The organism is Prochlorococcus marinus str. NATL2A, assembly GCF_000012465.1.
GTDB classification, from domain to species: domain Bacteria; phylum Cyanobacteriota; class Cyanobacteriia; order PCC-6307; family Cyanobiaceae; genus Prochlorococcus_B; species Prochlorococcus_B marinus_B.
Genome location: NC_007335.2, coordinates 1610780 through 1622939 on the forward strand (window position 1 = coordinate 1610780; position 12160 = coordinate 1622939).

19 protein-coding genes and 1 tRNA gene are annotated in these 12160 nt (G+C 39.8%); 5 read left to right on the forward strand and 15 right to left on the reverse strand.

Annotation, left to right across the window (positions count from 1 at the left end; translation table 11 throughout):
* Positions 1 to 12: 12 nt before the first annotated feature.
* The 13 genes from rplE to rplC form a co-directional block, all read right to left on the reverse strand.
* Complete coding sequence (rplE, locus tag PMN2A_RS08840) at positions 13 to 552, reverse strand: 50S ribosomal protein L5 (RefSeq protein WP_011295461.1); 540 nt, start codon at positions 550 to 552, stop codon at positions 13 to 15.
* Between the two features lie 89 nt (positions 553 to 641).
* Positions 642 to 953, reverse strand: coding sequence for a 50S ribosomal protein L24 (gene rplX, locus PMN2A_RS08845; protein ID WP_181414088.1), 312 nt, complete (start codon positions 951 to 953; stop codon positions 642 to 644).
* 47 nt (positions 954 to 1000) lie between these two features.
* Positions 1001 to 1366, reverse strand: coding sequence for a 50S ribosomal protein L14 (rplN, locus tag PMN2A_RS08850; protein ID WP_011295463.1), 366 nt, complete (start codon positions 1364 to 1366; stop codon positions 1001 to 1003).
* A complete protein-coding gene (rpsQ, locus tag PMN2A_RS08855; RefSeq protein WP_011295464.1) occupies positions 1363 to 1629 on the reverse strand; it encodes a 30S ribosomal protein S17 in 267 nt (88 codons plus the stop codon). Before rpsQ ends, rplN begins: the two co-directional genes overlap by 4 nt.
* 10 nt (positions 1630 to 1639) lie before the next feature.
* Positions 1640 to 1852 carry a 50S ribosomal protein L29 gene (gene rpmC / locus PMN2A_RS10205; protein ID WP_011295465.1) on the reverse strand — a complete coding sequence of 71 codons (213 nt, stop codon included), beginning with the start codon at positions 1850 to 1852 and terminating at the stop codon, positions 1640 to 1642.
* A complete protein-coding gene (gene rplP / locus PMN2A_RS08860; protein ID WP_011295466.1) occupies positions 1849 to 2334 on the reverse strand; it encodes a 50S ribosomal protein L16 in 486 nt (161 codons plus the stop codon). The genes rpmC and rplP overlap by 4 nt, the downstream gene beginning before the upstream one ends.
* Positions 2335 to 2346: 12 nt before the next feature.
* Positions 2347 to 3081: a 30S ribosomal protein S3 gene (rpsC, locus tag PMN2A_RS08865; protein ID WP_011295467.1), complete on the reverse strand. Its 735-nt coding sequence runs from the start codon at positions 3079 to 3081 to the stop codon at positions 2347 to 2349.
* Positions 3081 to 3461: a 50S ribosomal protein L22 gene (gene rplV, locus PMN2A_RS08870; RefSeq protein WP_011295468.1), complete on the reverse strand. Its 381-nt coding sequence runs from the start codon at positions 3459 to 3461 to the stop codon at positions 3081 to 3083. Before rplV ends, rpsC begins: the two co-directional genes overlap by 1 nt.
* A 2-nt stretch (positions 3462 to 3463) precedes the next feature.
* On the reverse strand, positions 3464 to 3739 hold the full coding sequence (gene rpsS / locus PMN2A_RS08875; protein WP_011295469.1) for a 30S ribosomal protein S19: 276 nt from the start codon (positions 3737 to 3739) through the stop codon (positions 3464 to 3466).
* Between the two features lie 35 nt (positions 3740 to 3774).
* Positions 3775 to 4638: a 50S ribosomal protein L2 gene (gene rplB, locus PMN2A_RS08880; protein ID WP_011295470.1), complete on the reverse strand. Its 864-nt coding sequence runs from the start codon at positions 4636 to 4638 to the stop codon at positions 3775 to 3777.
* 4 nt (positions 4639 to 4642) lie between these two features.
* Positions 4643 to 4954: a 50S ribosomal protein L23 gene (locus tag PMN2A_RS08885; protein WP_011295471.1), complete on the reverse strand. Its 312-nt coding sequence runs from the start codon at positions 4952 to 4954 to the stop codon at positions 4643 to 4645.
* A complete protein-coding gene (rplD, locus tag PMN2A_RS08890; RefSeq protein WP_011295472.1) occupies positions 4947 to 5582 on the reverse strand; it encodes a 50S ribosomal protein L4 in 636 nt (211 codons plus the stop codon). The genes PMN2A_RS08885 and rplD overlap by 8 nt, the downstream gene beginning before the upstream one ends.
* Complete coding sequence (gene rplC / locus PMN2A_RS08895) at positions 5582 to 6238, reverse strand: 50S ribosomal protein L3 (RefSeq protein WP_011295473.1); 657 nt, start codon at positions 6236 to 6238, stop codon at positions 5582 to 5584. The genes rplD and rplC overlap by 1 nt, the downstream gene beginning before the upstream one ends.
* 370 nt (positions 6239 to 6608) lie before the next feature.
* Between rplC and PMN2A_RS08900 the strand changes: the two genes are divergently transcribed.
* From PMN2A_RS08900 to recA, 5 genes are all read left to right on the forward strand, one after another.
* Positions 6609 to 7073, forward strand: coding sequence for an NAD(P)H-quinone oxidoreductase subunit N (locus PMN2A_RS08900; protein WP_011295474.1), 465 nt, complete (start codon positions 6609 to 6611; stop codon positions 7071 to 7073).
* Between the two features lie 12 nt (positions 7074 to 7085).
* The gene (locus PMN2A_RS08905; RefSeq protein WP_011295475.1) at positions 7086 to 8108 is read left to right on the forward strand and encodes an LdpA C-terminal domain-containing domain; all 1023 of its coding nucleotides are present in this window, start codon (positions 7086 to 7088) and stop codon (positions 8106 to 8108) included.
* A 182-nt stretch (positions 8109 to 8290) separates the two neighbouring features.
* Positions 8291 to 8362 (forward strand) — tRNA-Gln (locus tag PMN2A_RS08910).
* Between the two features lie 13 nt (positions 8363 to 8375).
* Positions 8376 to 9155 carry an HAD family hydrolase gene (locus tag PMN2A_RS08915; RefSeq protein ID WP_011295476.1) on the forward strand — a complete coding sequence of 260 codons (780 nt, stop codon included), beginning with the start codon at positions 8376 to 8378 and terminating at the stop codon, positions 9153 to 9155.
* Between the two features lie 112 nt (positions 9156 to 9267).
* The gene (gene recA / locus PMN2A_RS08920) at positions 9268 to 10401 is read left to right on the forward strand and encodes a recombinase RecA (protein WP_011295477.1); all 1134 of its coding nucleotides are present in this window, start codon (positions 9268 to 9270) and stop codon (positions 10399 to 10401) included.
* Between the two features lie 19 nt (positions 10402 to 10420).
* Here the strand turns inward: recA and PMN2A_RS08925 are convergent, their stop codons facing one another.
* Together PMN2A_RS08925 and PMN2A_RS08930 are read right to left on the reverse strand one after the other, a co-directional pair.
* A complete protein-coding gene (locus tag PMN2A_RS08925; protein WP_011295478.1) occupies positions 10421 to 10660 on the reverse strand; it encodes a DUF2839 domain-containing protein in 240 nt (79 codons plus the stop codon).
* 37 nt (positions 10661 to 10697) lie between these two features.
* A complete protein-coding gene (locus tag PMN2A_RS08930) occupies positions 10698 to 12146 on the reverse strand; it encodes a helicase (RefSeq protein ID WP_011295479.1) in 1449 nt (482 codons plus the stop codon).
* Positions 12147 to 12160 lie beyond the last annotated feature (14 nt).

The window sequence follows — 12160 nt, forward strand, 5'->3', positions numbered from 1 at the left end:
AGCTAATCAAACTCATTTTTTACGGAAAGGCATTCCCATTTCACTTAGAAGAGCCTTACCTTGTTCATCAGAGGAAGCACTGGTCACAATTGTGATATCCATGCCTCTAATGGTGTCGACTTTGTCAAAAGTAATCTCAGGGAAAATAAGTTGCTCTTTGACTCCAATGGTGTAATTTCCTCGGCCATCAAAGCTTTTTGGACTCACACCACGAAAATCTCTGATTCTTGGAAGTGCCAAATTTATGAACCTTTCCAAAAATGCATACATTCGGTCACCTCTAAGTGTGACGGCGCAACCTATGGGCATGCCTTGTCTGATCTTAAAAGTAGCAATTGCTTTCTTAGCTCTTGTCACAAGAGCTTTTTGTCCCGAAATTGTTGCCATTTCCTTTAGAGAGGCCTCTAAAGCTTTTGAATTCGTTGCGGCTTCACCAAGACCTCTATTTAAAGTGACCTTTTGCACCTTAGGAACTTGATGAACATTTTTTAGACCAAGATCTTTTAAAAGCTTTGGTCGAATTGTCTCTCGGTAACGTGTTTTTAGTGACATTGTTGGAAAAAAGTTAATTCTGGTCTTGGTCAGAATTCAATTGGGAAAAGAAAGTCTGCTGTACTTGATTCAGACAAAGGAATAGTGAATTAATCGATTAATTCCCCAGTCTTTTTTAATCGTCGTTTCTTTGATCCGTCTTTATCTACAAAAATCTCAACCTTACTAGCAACTTTTTCTTTAGTTGAGTAGATCATTACATTTGAAGCATGCAAGGAAAATTCTTTGGTTTCTATTCGACCAGTTTCTCCTTCTTGTGAGGGTTTTACATGCTTTGTTCTTTGGTTAATTCCTTGGACTAAAACCCTATTTTCATAGGGAAGTGTTTTAAGGACTTCACCGGTTTTACCCTTGTCCTTTCCAGAAATAACCTGAACTGTGTCTCCTTTACGGATTTTCATTTTGATCCGATCAGCAGAACCTTTGGTTTTGTTAATTGCTGGCATGACTAAATAACCTCTGGAGCTAAAGAGACAATTTTAGTAAAATTGCGCTCTCTTAATTCTCGTGCGACGGGACCAAATACCCTAGTACCTCTTGGGTTTTGATCATCATTAATAAGAACAGCAGCGTTGTCATCAAAGCGAATTGAATTTCCAGTCTCTCTACGCATTGTTGCTCTCGTACGAACAACAACTGCTTTAACGACATCTGATTTTTTGACTCCCATATTTGGCATCGCATCTTTAACAGAAGCAACAATCACATCACCAACGTGGGCATACCGGCGATTAGAACCCAAGACCCTTATGCATTGCAAACGTTTGGCCCCACTATTATCTGCAACGGTTAAGAATGTTTCTTGCTGAATCATTTTGCAGCCTCCTTAGATTTCATACCCTTAACAAGAACATCTGTAACCGTCCATCGTTTGTGAGCGCTAATAGGAGGAGACTCTTTAATTCGAACTCTGTCTCCCACTTTGCAATGGTTTTCTGCATCATGGGCTTTATATCTAGTCGTACGACTAATAATTTTTTGGTAGATAGGATGTGGAAATCTATTTTCCACAGCTACGACTACTGTTTTTTGCATTTTGTCACTGACAACAGTGCCAACCATTTCCTTAAGTGCCATAACTAAAAAATCAAGATGATGTGTTTGAGCGGCTTCGCTCATTAGAAACCGTTAAAAGTTGAGCCAATTCAGTTCGTGCCTCTTTGAAACGGTGAGTTTTAGCTAGCTGTCTGGTGGCTTGCTTAAAACGAAGGTCAAAAAGTTCTTTACGAAGATTTTGAATCTTGTCTGACATCTCGGAATCAGAGAGATTCCGTAGATCTTTCGTAGTTGTTTTGCTCATGATGATGACTCCGAATCATCTGCTGTAACTGGCGTTTTAGCAGGTTTATAATTTCCCTTATTGAGATCTTCATCTAGGGAAATAAATTTTGTTTTAACAGGCAGCTTGTATTGAGCAAGTCGCATTGCCTCTTTTGCAATTGCCTCTGTAATTTCGTCTCCGCCCATTTCAAACAAGATTCGACCAGGTTTGACAACTGCAACCCAAAATTCTGGATTACCTTTACCAGATCCCATTCTTGTTTCAGCAGGCCTCATTGTCACTGGCTTATCTGGGAAAATACGAATCCAAATCTGTCCTCCCCTTTTGACATAACGAGTCATTGCTCGTCGACTTGCCTCGATTTGCCTTGAGGTGACCCATCCACAGTCTTGAGCTTGCAATGCAAACTGACCAAAAGCGATTTTGTTGCCTCTAGTGGCAACGCCGCGCATACGGCCTCTTTGTTGTTTACGAAATTTGGTTCTTTTTGGGCTAAGCATGATTAAAACTCCTTATTTACCTTCATTGGAACGATCCTCAAATTGTTGAGGCCTTCGATTTCCCCTACTTCGTCGAGGAGAAGAACCGACAGGCAAGGGTTGTTCTTCTTTAGGAAGAACTTCGCCTTTGAAAACCCATACCTTGATTCCTAAAACGCCATAGGTTGTACTAGCTACTTTGGTTGCATAATCAATTTCTGCTCTCAAAGTGTGGAGAGGAACTCTCCCCTCACGTGTCCATTCAGAACGTGCTATTTCAGCACCATTCAGCCTTCCACCAACTTGTATTTTTAGACCTAAAACACCAGCTCTTTGGGCTCTTTGTACCGCCATTCGGATTGTTCGTCTAAAAGCAACACGCTTTTCAAGTTGCTGCGCAATATATTCAGCCAGAAGATAAGCATCAGCATCAACTTTTTCTACTTCAACTACATTTATGCGGACTTGTCTATTTCTATCACCAATTGTTTTTTGAATACCCGATCTGAGTTCTTCAATCCCACTTCCTTGCCTACCCACAATTACTCCAGGCCTAGCAGTTTTCAATTCAACCTCAAGTTGATCTGCCTTTCGGGCAATCAATACATCACTTATGCCTGCTGCTAAATATTTTTTCTTGATGAAAGTACGGATCCGATCATCTTCTTGCAGCAATAAGGGATAAGTTTTACTTGGTGCGTACCATTTAGAACGATGTTCTTGGGTGATACCAAGCCTAATTCCGGTAGGGTGAATTTTATGTCCCATCAGTCTGAGTCCTCAGAATTGGTTGATTGAGTGGCCGAAACAGAAATGCTGATGTGGCACGTCTGCTTTTTGATAGCAAATGCTCTGCCTTGAGCCCTAGGCCGATAGCGCTTCATTGGTGGGCCCATGTCAGCCGTAGCAGTGGAAATCATCAAAGAAGAAGGGTCAAGTCCAAGATTGTTTTCTGCATTAGCAACAGCTGATCTCAATACCTTTGTTATTGGCTCAGTTGATCGGTAAGGCATGAATTCAAGCATAATTAATGCATCCCTGTAAGTTCTTCCTCTTATTTGATCAAGTACACGTCTTACTTTTGAAGCAGATCCGCGGATGTAACGACCATGAGCTTGGGCTGTCGTTTTAGTAGATGAAGTAGTCATGATTAGCGTGCTCCTTTTTTATCTCTGATGTGACCTCTGTAGGTTCGAGTTGGGGCAAACTCACCTAACTTGTGTCCAACCATTTGCTCAGTTATAAAAACTGGTATGTGGCTTTTTCCATTGTGAACAGCAATTGTGTGGCCAATCATCAATGGCAGAATTGTTGAAGCTCTTGACCATGTTTTGATGACAGCTTTATCGTCATTAGAGTTTTGCTTCTCGATTTTACGAAGCAAACTGTCTGAAATAAAAGGCCCTTTTTTGAGTGAACGTCCCATAACGGTTTAAAAGAATTGGTGAAGAAAGATAGAAATCATGAATCGCGACCTCCTCTACTCCGTTTAGATACTTTGCGTCGTTTTCGAAGAACGTACTTATTACTGGGCTTATTCTTCTTCCTAGTTTTTAAACCAAGAGCAGCTTTACCCCAAGGGGTTACAGGACCAGCACGTCCAACAGGTGCTTTTCCCTCTCCACCTCCATGAGGGTGATCGCATGGATTCATTACACTTCCTCTAACTTGAGGTCGTCTTCCAAGCCATCTTCTTCTTCCAGCTTTTCCAAGGCTCGTATTTCTAATTTCTGAATTACCAACCTCTCCAAGAGTGGCGTAGCATTCTTTTCTAACTAAACGAACTTCAGTTGAAGGTAATTTCAAAGCAACATAATCTCCTTCCTTAGCCATGACTTGGGCACTAGCTCCAGCTGTACGAACCATCTGACCGCCTCGGCCTGGATACAGCTCAACACAATGAACGCTCGAGCCTAAAGGCATTGAAGAAAGTGGTAAAGCATTCCCAGTTTCAATTGGTGCATCTGGACCTGAAATAACTTCTTGCCCAACAGTTATGTCAGCAGGAGCAAGTATGTATCTCTTTTCACCATCAGAGTAGAAAAGTAGAGCAAGTCTTGCATTCCGATGTGGGTCATAATGTATTGCCGCAACTTTGGCCGAAACACCATGCTTATTTCGACGAAAATCAACAATCCGATATAACCTCTTATGCCCCCCTCCTCTATGTCGACAAGTAATTACTCCTCTATTGTTGCGCCCTTTTTTTCGATGCTTGGATACTACAAGTGAGCGCTCAGGTTTACTGGATGTAACTTCACTAAAGTCAGTTACTACTCTTGAACGAGTACCAGGTGTGTAAGGTTTGAAACTTCTTATTGCCATTGTTTTAAGCCTCCTCTGATTCTGGGAACAACTGTATGGAGTTGCCTTCAGCTAGGCGGACCACAGCCTTCTTCACTTGAGGCCTCTTTCCAGAAAACCTGCCAACTCGTCTGCTTTTTCTTGGGGGATTCATAGTACTAATACCAAGAACCTTGACATCAAACATTTTTTCTACAGCAGCTTTTATGTCTGGCTTAGCTGCCCTTGGATCGACTTCAAACGTATACTGATTTAAATCCAAAGCTTTTGTAGCCTTCTCAGTTATCAAAGGACGCTTAATCACATCAGTAAGTCGTTTCTCAAAAAATTTAGTCATTACCATAGACCTCCTTAATGGTTGATAATGCGTCTTCGCCTATTACCAAAGAATTGGCATTGAGAAGATCAAACACATTTAATTGATCGGCAGAGATAAGCTTTACTTTCTCTAAGTTTTTAATTGAACGCTTTATAATTTCTGATGGTTTATTGAGAATAATGAGAATTTTCACATCAGAATCAATTCCTACTCGCTTGAGTAGAGCAACAATTTCACTTGTTTTTGGAACTTCAAGCTTTGAACCGAAGTCTTTGATTATTTTTGCGTCTGGAATTCTACTCATTAGAGCAGTCCGAAGAGCTAGCCTTCGCTCCTTCCTATTCATTTCCAAGTTATATTTGCGAGGCTTAGGGCCAAATATAATCCCACCTCCTGGTCGAAGAGGAGTTCTAATTGAGCCTTGTCTTGCTCTACCAGTACCCTTTTGCTTGTAGGGTTTTCGCCCACCTCCTCGAACCTCAGACCTAGTCAAAGTGCTTGCAGTACCTTGACGGCTGTGAGCCTGTTGACGCAAAACAGCACGATGTAATAAATCTGCGGCTGAGGATTCCTTTGCAGTCTTCAAATCAATTGATGATTCTCCAGCCTCTTTCCCTTGCCAATCAAGAACAGTACAGTTAGTCATCATTTACCTCCTTGCTGGGTAGGGGCGCCAACTCTTTTGGCTGGTCTTATATTTAAAAGAGATCCAGGCTTCCCTGGAACGGATCCTTTTACTACCAATAAATTGTGATTTGTATCTATCTTTAGAATTTCAAGTGCTCTGGTAGTGACTTTTTTACCGCCCATTCGACCAGCCATCCTTTTTCCAGGATAAACACGACCTGGAGTTGTTCCAGCTCCTATTGAACCAGGTAATCGATGATTCTTTGAACCGTGACTCATGGGACCTCGGCTAAATCCATGTCGCTTTTGATAACCAGCGAATCCTCTACCCATAGTGTCACCACTAATATCAACTTTTTGACCTTTTTCGAAATCATCAACGGTTATTGAAGCTCCAAGTTCAAATTCACTAGAATTTTCTACTCGGTACTCTCGAAGATGACGCAAAAGGTCATTCCCTGATTTAGCAAGGTGACCTTTTGAAGGTTTGTTGATAAGTTTTTCACGAATTAACTGAAAGCCTATCTGTACAGCGGCATAGCCATCCGTATCAGCAGATTTCAATTGAGTGATTCGACAGGGACCCGCTTCGATCAAAGTGACTGGAACGGCTCTGCCTTGATCATCGAAGAGTTGGGACATACCCAACTTCTTACCTAAGATTCCTAAAGACATGAGTTAAATAAACGCCAGCAAAAGGTCAATCATCTCTAAGGAGAAAGACTTGAAATCTGAATTAAATCGCCTATCTAGCCAAAAAAGTTGAAATTAATTGAAGTTCAATTTATTTGGAAATGCTAGCGACAATCAGCTGGCTGAGACTTTTTTAAACTTTTCACAAAGTTCAAATAGTATCTCGACAAAAGAAAATTAATTCTTCTGCACTGGCCAAAAAGACTAAACGCAAACGTCTAATCTGCTCAAGCATCCAGAGGCTCGGCTAGCGGGCGAGCATAGAAAAGCTTTAGCAACTTAAAAGATTACACTATTAACACCCATTTTGTGTGATGCTTCACTTGAATAAGAGAAAGAATTTGATTTAAGGATGCCTTTATTACTCTCTGGCCAGAAATTTCGCACTGATCTTGAATCATTCGGCTGCCTTGCCATCCTTTCTCCATTAGAAGGAGGAGCAGAAACTCGTTTACTTCGAAGACTAAGAGCTAGTGGATATCAAACACAGGTAACTTCCGCTCGAGGATTGGGAGATCCAGTTGTCTTTCTTACCCAATTACATGGAATCCGACCACCACATTTGGGACATCAAAATGTAGGGCGAAATGGTGCTTTAGGCGAAGTTCAACAAGTTATTCCTCAATTAAATGAATTGTTAGTCGAAGATAAACCCCTAGTTCTATGGTTATTAGAGGGTCAAGTCTTATCCAAGTCGGAACTATTAGCAATAAATAATCTCTGCCAAAAGGAACCTCGTATAAAAATTGTTATTGAAATGGGTGGGGCTCGAAGTATTAAATGGCAACCTTTAAATGAATTCATTAATAAGGATTAGAAATTCATCAAGGTGATTAATCCAAATTCAACTTGCAATTCGGAAGCTCTCAAAAAAGGTAACTGGGTAAAATTAATCTGTGGTGCAAGTAATCAAGATTTACCTTCAATAAATGATCTTTGCTCAATTTATGGGGCTGCAGGGGTTCATTGCATTGACCTCGCTGCCGACGAAGCTGTTGTTCTTGCAGCTCGCAATGCTATTGATTGGGTTTTCGAAACCTATGGGAAAAAACCATGGCTGATGATCAGTTTAAGTGATGGGAAAGATTCGCATTTTCGCAAAGCTTGGTTTAATCCAGACCTATGTCCATCGAATTGCTTAAGACCCTGTCAAAATATTTGTCCGGCTCACGCGATTGAAAACGCAGGTGGTGTAAATGCTAAAAAATGCTATGGATGTGGTCGATGTATTGATACATGCCCTTTAGGCATTATTCACGAAAAAGATCGAAGATTAACTCTGAGAGATTTCGCTCCATTGTTAACCACTATCAAACCAGATGCAGTAGAAATTCATACTGCTCCAGGAAGAGGCAAAGAATTTGAAAAAACAATCAAGGAAATTTTCAAAGGCGACCTGCAGCTAAAGCGATTATCTGTTAGTTGCGGTTTACAAGGACATGGAATAAACCATGAACAATTAGCAGAAGAACTTTGGCTGCGACATAAATTCCTGAGAATTCATAATCAAAAACCTCTTTGGCAAATTGATGGGCGTCGAATGAGTGGAGATCTCGGAGCAGGTGCGGCCAAAATCGCCGTAAAACTTTGGGAAAGATTACGCCCAATTGCTCCACCAGGCCCGTTGCAACTTGCTGGAGGGACTAATGAATCAACAATTAAGTACCTCCCAGGGATTAAAGGACCTGAAGGAATTGCTTTTGGAGGAAAAGCAAGAAAGATAATCCAACCATGGCTAGAAGAAGCTCAACGAAAAGGAATTAGTCTTAGAGAATGGCCCGAAGGCTGGGAGGCGGCTCTTTCAGAAGCAAAGCGACTAATAAATCCTTGGCTTGTAAGAAAATCTTTATAATTGATTTTTTCTAGCTAAATCAATCATTCGAAAGCACAAGTCGAGCTTTAATAATGAATATTTTTTCCGATTAACTCAAAAAAACTGGATAAAGACATGACAGGATTGAATCAAATATGCAATTATCTAAGAGATAGAATCCAAATCTTTGTCACTCCATTGCAAACATAGATTTGGAACAATGGGCCGTCGCCAAGTGGTAAGGCATCGGGTTTTGGTCTCGACATTCCTAGGTTCGAATCCTAGCGGCCCAGTTTTCAAGAATTAGTGATAGATAAACCTTTACTTGTACTGGATTTTGATGGTGTCATAGTTGACGGCATCAAGGAGTATTGGTCAAGTTCTCATCAAACTTGTCTAAACATATGTTCTGCCAAAGAAAAAGAAATAATTTCTTTTTCTAGTGAGATTCCCGCAGCTTTTAAAACTCTGAGACCCTGGGTTCATCATGGTTGGGAAATGGTTATATTGGCTGCTGAATGTTCAGATAAAACTAGTCAACTAAACTTAAAAGGTATTGAGAGTTTCTCAAAAAATTACTCAAAAGAATGTACTTCAGCACTTAATCGACGAGGTTGGACACCTTTTAAATTACAAGAAGCTTTAAATCAAACTAGAAGAGAAGCAATATCAAATAATTTCAATCAGTGGTTAAATTTGCATCAGCCTTTTTCTTTAGTCACTCAACGCCTCAAAAAACTTGAGAAGGAAGGCATTGAATTTGCTGTTTTAACAACAAAAAGTATCGAGTTCACAAAAAAACTTTTGGATTGTTTCGATCTTCATCCAAAGCTTGTTTTCGGTCATGAATCAGGGAGCAAAGTCGATGTCTTGAACCAACTCTTACAGAAAAGAATAATTCGAGGGTTTATTGAAGATCGTAGAACTACCTTAGAAAAAGTCTTGGAAGATCAAACCCTGAGATCTATCCCTTGTTACTTAGCAAACTGGGGATACTTGAAACCTCAGGATCGAAATAATCTTCCTTCTGGTATTAAATTACTAAATTTAGATATTTTACGAGAACCTATCTCGAAGTGGTCTTGACTTAATAGCGTACGTCTGTACTATCGGTTTAATTGCTATTCGTTGAGGAGCTGAGTATTTCATCATCAATCCCAACGTCTTTTGTTATCCCTCTGAATTAAAGTTATTTATCATGTCAAACGAAGGTAAGCCACTCCAATTAACTGAATCTAAGAAAATAGACGCAAAATCTGGAGAGAAAGAAAAAGCATTGAGCTTAGTTGTTGGGCAAATAGAACGCAATTTCGGAAAGGGTTCGATCATGCGTCTTGGCGACGCATCAAAGATGCGGGTAGAAACAATATCTACGGGCGCTTTAACTCTTGATTTAGCTCTTGGTGGAGGCTATCCCAAAGGACGTGTAATTGAAGTTTATGGTCCCGAAAGTTCTGGAAAAACAACGCTGACATTACATGCAATAGCAGAGATTCAACGTAACGGCGGAGTTGCTGCTTTTGTAGATGCAGAACATGCTCTTGACCCAGTCTATGCAGCTTCGCTTGGTGTTGATGTAGAAAATCTTCTCGTATCTCAACCGGATACAGGTGAGATGGCATTGGAAATCGTTGACCAACTTATTAGATCTGCTGCAGTCGATCTAGTAGTTGTTGATTCAGTCGCTGCACTGACGCCCCGTTCAGAGATAGAAGGAGAAATGGGTGATCATTCAGTAGGTGCTCAAGCTCGTCTAATGAGTCAAGCAATGAGAAAAATTACTGGAAATATTGGAAAGTCTGGTTGCACAGTAATTTTCTTAAATCAATTACGTCTAAAAATTGGTATTACATATGGGAATCCAGAAACAACAACTGGTGGAAACGCTCTTAAGTTTTATGCCTCTGTAAGATTAGATATTCGTCGTATCCAAACGTTAAAGAGAGGAACTGAAGAATATGGAATTCGTGCAAAAGTGAAAGTTGCAAAAAACAAAGTTGCGCCTCCATTTCGAATAGCCGAATTTGATATTCTTTTTGGGAAAGGAATTAGTACTCTTGGTTGTCTTCTTGATTTAGCAGATGAGACTAATGTCGTTACTCGTAAAGGAGCTTGGTATAGCTATGAAGGTGACAATATTGGGCAAGGGAGAGACAACACCATTACTTGGCTTGAACAAAATCCTGAATCAAAAGAAATAATTGAAAAGTTAGTTAAAGAAAAATTAACTGAGGGCTCAGAAGTAAGTGCTAATTCAATGAGACCATTAGCGTCAGCGGCTCGACAAGCTTCTTCACGACCAAACCTAAGCCAAGTTTCAGCGAACGGTTAAAGGTAAAACATACTTGGCTTTATCTGATATCAGCAGGAATCCACCACCCTGCTGCAGGACCAACAAAGCGAACAATGATCCAAAGAATAACTAAAGCAGCAATACCTATCCATCCTGCGCGAATACTTAATTGTATAAATTGATCTCTTTGCGCTTGCGTAACAGGAAACCAAGAAACAATACGAGGTGACTCACTCCTAGGATTTTTCTTATTACGAGGTTTCAAGCCTTGCTCAGATCTTCGGCGTGCTTCTCCCATTATAAAAAAAAATATTTTTTAATCTAAGAGATTGATTTTAATAAGGCAACAAACGCTCTAAAGCAACCCACGGTTCAAGAGCTTCGAATATTAGTTTTCCCCAATTTCTATAGCGCATGCGGCCGTCAAGGATAGCGACTCGAACATCTTTCCCCCTAATAATAGCAAGCGATTTGAGAAGGATGGCAAGGGTTTCTGGGAAAAGGAATTCTCGAAACCAGTCACGACCTTGATGCTTAAGCATTTCAACTTTAGCGGCAATCCAAGGTGATTCTAAAGTAGGCAATGGAATCACTGGAAAAATTAATTGATCTGGCGTTGGTAAATTGTACTGATTAACAATCCACCACTGACAACTACAACAAACAATCCCATTAGTCTCAATATTAGTCGTTTCATGAACGACTCTCAATCCAAATTCTCCAGCTAGTTCACTAGTTATCTGAAGTCGTAGTTGCAAGTCATCTACCAAAACAATAGTTGGATGAGTACGCCCAAGAATTAATCTTTGACACTGTCTTATAATATGACGATAAAAATGAGACGTATTCGGCAAAGGTTGTCTTTTAGGAACAAATAAAGGAATAGGTTCTTGATCATATTTATTTCCCAAATCCACCTTCACATTGAAAGTAAATTTTTTACTATTTAAATCTAAAAAGAAAGAATCGCTTTGACCAGAATTAGTCAGCATTAAAAGAGTATTTTTTGATAGCAGGCCTGAGAGAGTTTGCAATGGAAGCAAAGGCTGAATATACCAATCCCAGCTAAGTTTTTGATTATCTAGTTTAGCCCATGTTACCCATCTATTGTTGACGACATTAAGAGCCCGCCGCCAAGGCATTATGGAAGGCAAGTCATCTTTGAGAATTTCTTTTAATGCTAAAAGTTCCTTATAATCAATTCTTATAACAGCATCAGAACTTAATGAATGACTGAAAAGACTTCGACTTAGACGCTCATGAGCTTCAATAATTGAAGCTTCAAAACGTGAGCGAGAAGCAATTAAATTCTGCCAATCTTTTGGAGTAATTTTAATAGACATAGACTCTCTAAGCTCGTTAGAAATAAACTCAGATTCAGGAAAAATTAATTGGCGATTTTTTAATAAATCTTTTTCATTTGCAAAAATAAGATCTTGGTATCTTAGAACCCAAATTTTTTCATCTGAGGGAATTAATTCAATTCCTTCTACATAATCGAAACCTAATCGACTAGAACTTAACTTTGGTAATTCCACTTCAAACAAGAGTCGATATTGTCTCTCTGAAAGAATCAACACAATATTATTGTTATGCAAACAAAGTGGAATCAAAAGGCCAGGCCACCAAAAATTTCTACTGTCACTTGATAATTGAATAAAAGTATTATCTTTACGACTTAAGCTTCTAGAGATCAATCTTGCAAGGGTCAAATTATGAGGCCATAGAGCAAGATTTTTTTGATAGTATTTTTTTAGATGTTTATGTGAATGCACCTCAAGCATTAGTAGGACCTTTT

Excerpts from the sequence above, each read along its gene's own strand:
- rplN (WP_011295463.1), bottom strand. The coding sequence starts at position 1,366 with ATGATTCAGCAAGAAACATTCTTAACCGTTGCAGATAATAGTGGGGCC.
- rplX (WP_181414088.1), bottom strand. The coding sequence starts at position 953 with ATGAAAATCCGTAAAGGAGACACAGTTCAGGTTATTTCTGGAAAGGAC.
- PMN2A_RS08930 (WP_011295479.1), bottom strand. The coding sequence starts at position 12,146 with ATGCTTGAGGTGCATTCACATAAACATCTAAAAAAATACTATCAAAAA.
- PMN2A_RS08900 (WP_011295474.1), top strand. The coding sequence starts at position 6,609 with ATGCCTTTATTACTCTCTGGCCAGAAATTTCGCACTGATCTTGAATCA.
- rplC (WP_011295473.1), bottom strand. The coding sequence starts at position 6,238 with ATGTCTTTAGGAATCTTAGGTAAGAAGTTGGGTATGTCCCAACTCTTC.
- rpmC (WP_011295465.1), bottom strand. The coding sequence starts at position 1,852 with ATGAGCAAAACAACTACGAAAGATCTACGGAATCTCTCTGATTCCGAG.
- rplP (WP_011295466.1), bottom strand. The coding sequence starts at position 2,334 with ATGCTTAGCCCAAAAAGAACCAAATTTCGTAAACAACAAAGAGGCCGT.
- PMN2A_RS08885 (WP_011295471.1), bottom strand. The coding sequence starts at position 4,954 with ATGACTAAATTTTTTGAGAAACGACTTACTGATGTGATTAAGCGTCCT.
- rplB (WP_011295470.1), bottom strand. The coding sequence starts at position 4,638 with ATGGCAATAAGAAGTTTCAAACCTTACACACCTGGTACTCGTTCAAGA.
- rpsQ (WP_011295464.1), bottom strand. The coding sequence starts at position 1,629 with ATGGCACTTAAGGAAATGGTTGGCACTGTTGTCAGTGACAAAATGCAA.
- rplV (WP_011295468.1), bottom strand. The coding sequence starts at position 3,461 with ATGACTACTTCATCTACTAAAACGACAGCCCAAGCTCATGGTCGTTAC.
- rplD (WP_011295472.1), bottom strand. The coding sequence starts at position 5,582 with ATGACTAACTGTACTGTTCTTGATTGGCAAGGGAAAGAGGCTGGAGAA.
- rpsC (WP_011295467.1), bottom strand. The coding sequence starts at position 3,081 with ATGGGACATAAAATTCACCCTACCGGAATTAGGCTTGGTATCACCCAA.
- recA (WP_011295477.1), top strand. The coding sequence starts at position 9,268 with ATGTCAAACGAAGGTAAGCCACTCCAATTAACTGAATCTAAGAAAATA.
- rplE (WP_011295461.1), bottom strand. The coding sequence starts at position 552 with ATGTCACTAAAAACACGTTACCGAGAGACAATTCGACCAAAGCTTTTA.
- rpsS (WP_011295469.1), bottom strand. The coding sequence starts at position 3,739 with ATGGGACGTTCACTCAAAAAAGGGCCTTTTATTTCAGACAGTTTGCTT.
- PMN2A_RS08925 (WP_011295478.1), bottom strand. The coding sequence starts at position 10,660 with ATGGGAGAAGCACGCCGAAGATCTGAGCAAGGCTTGAAACCTCGTAAT.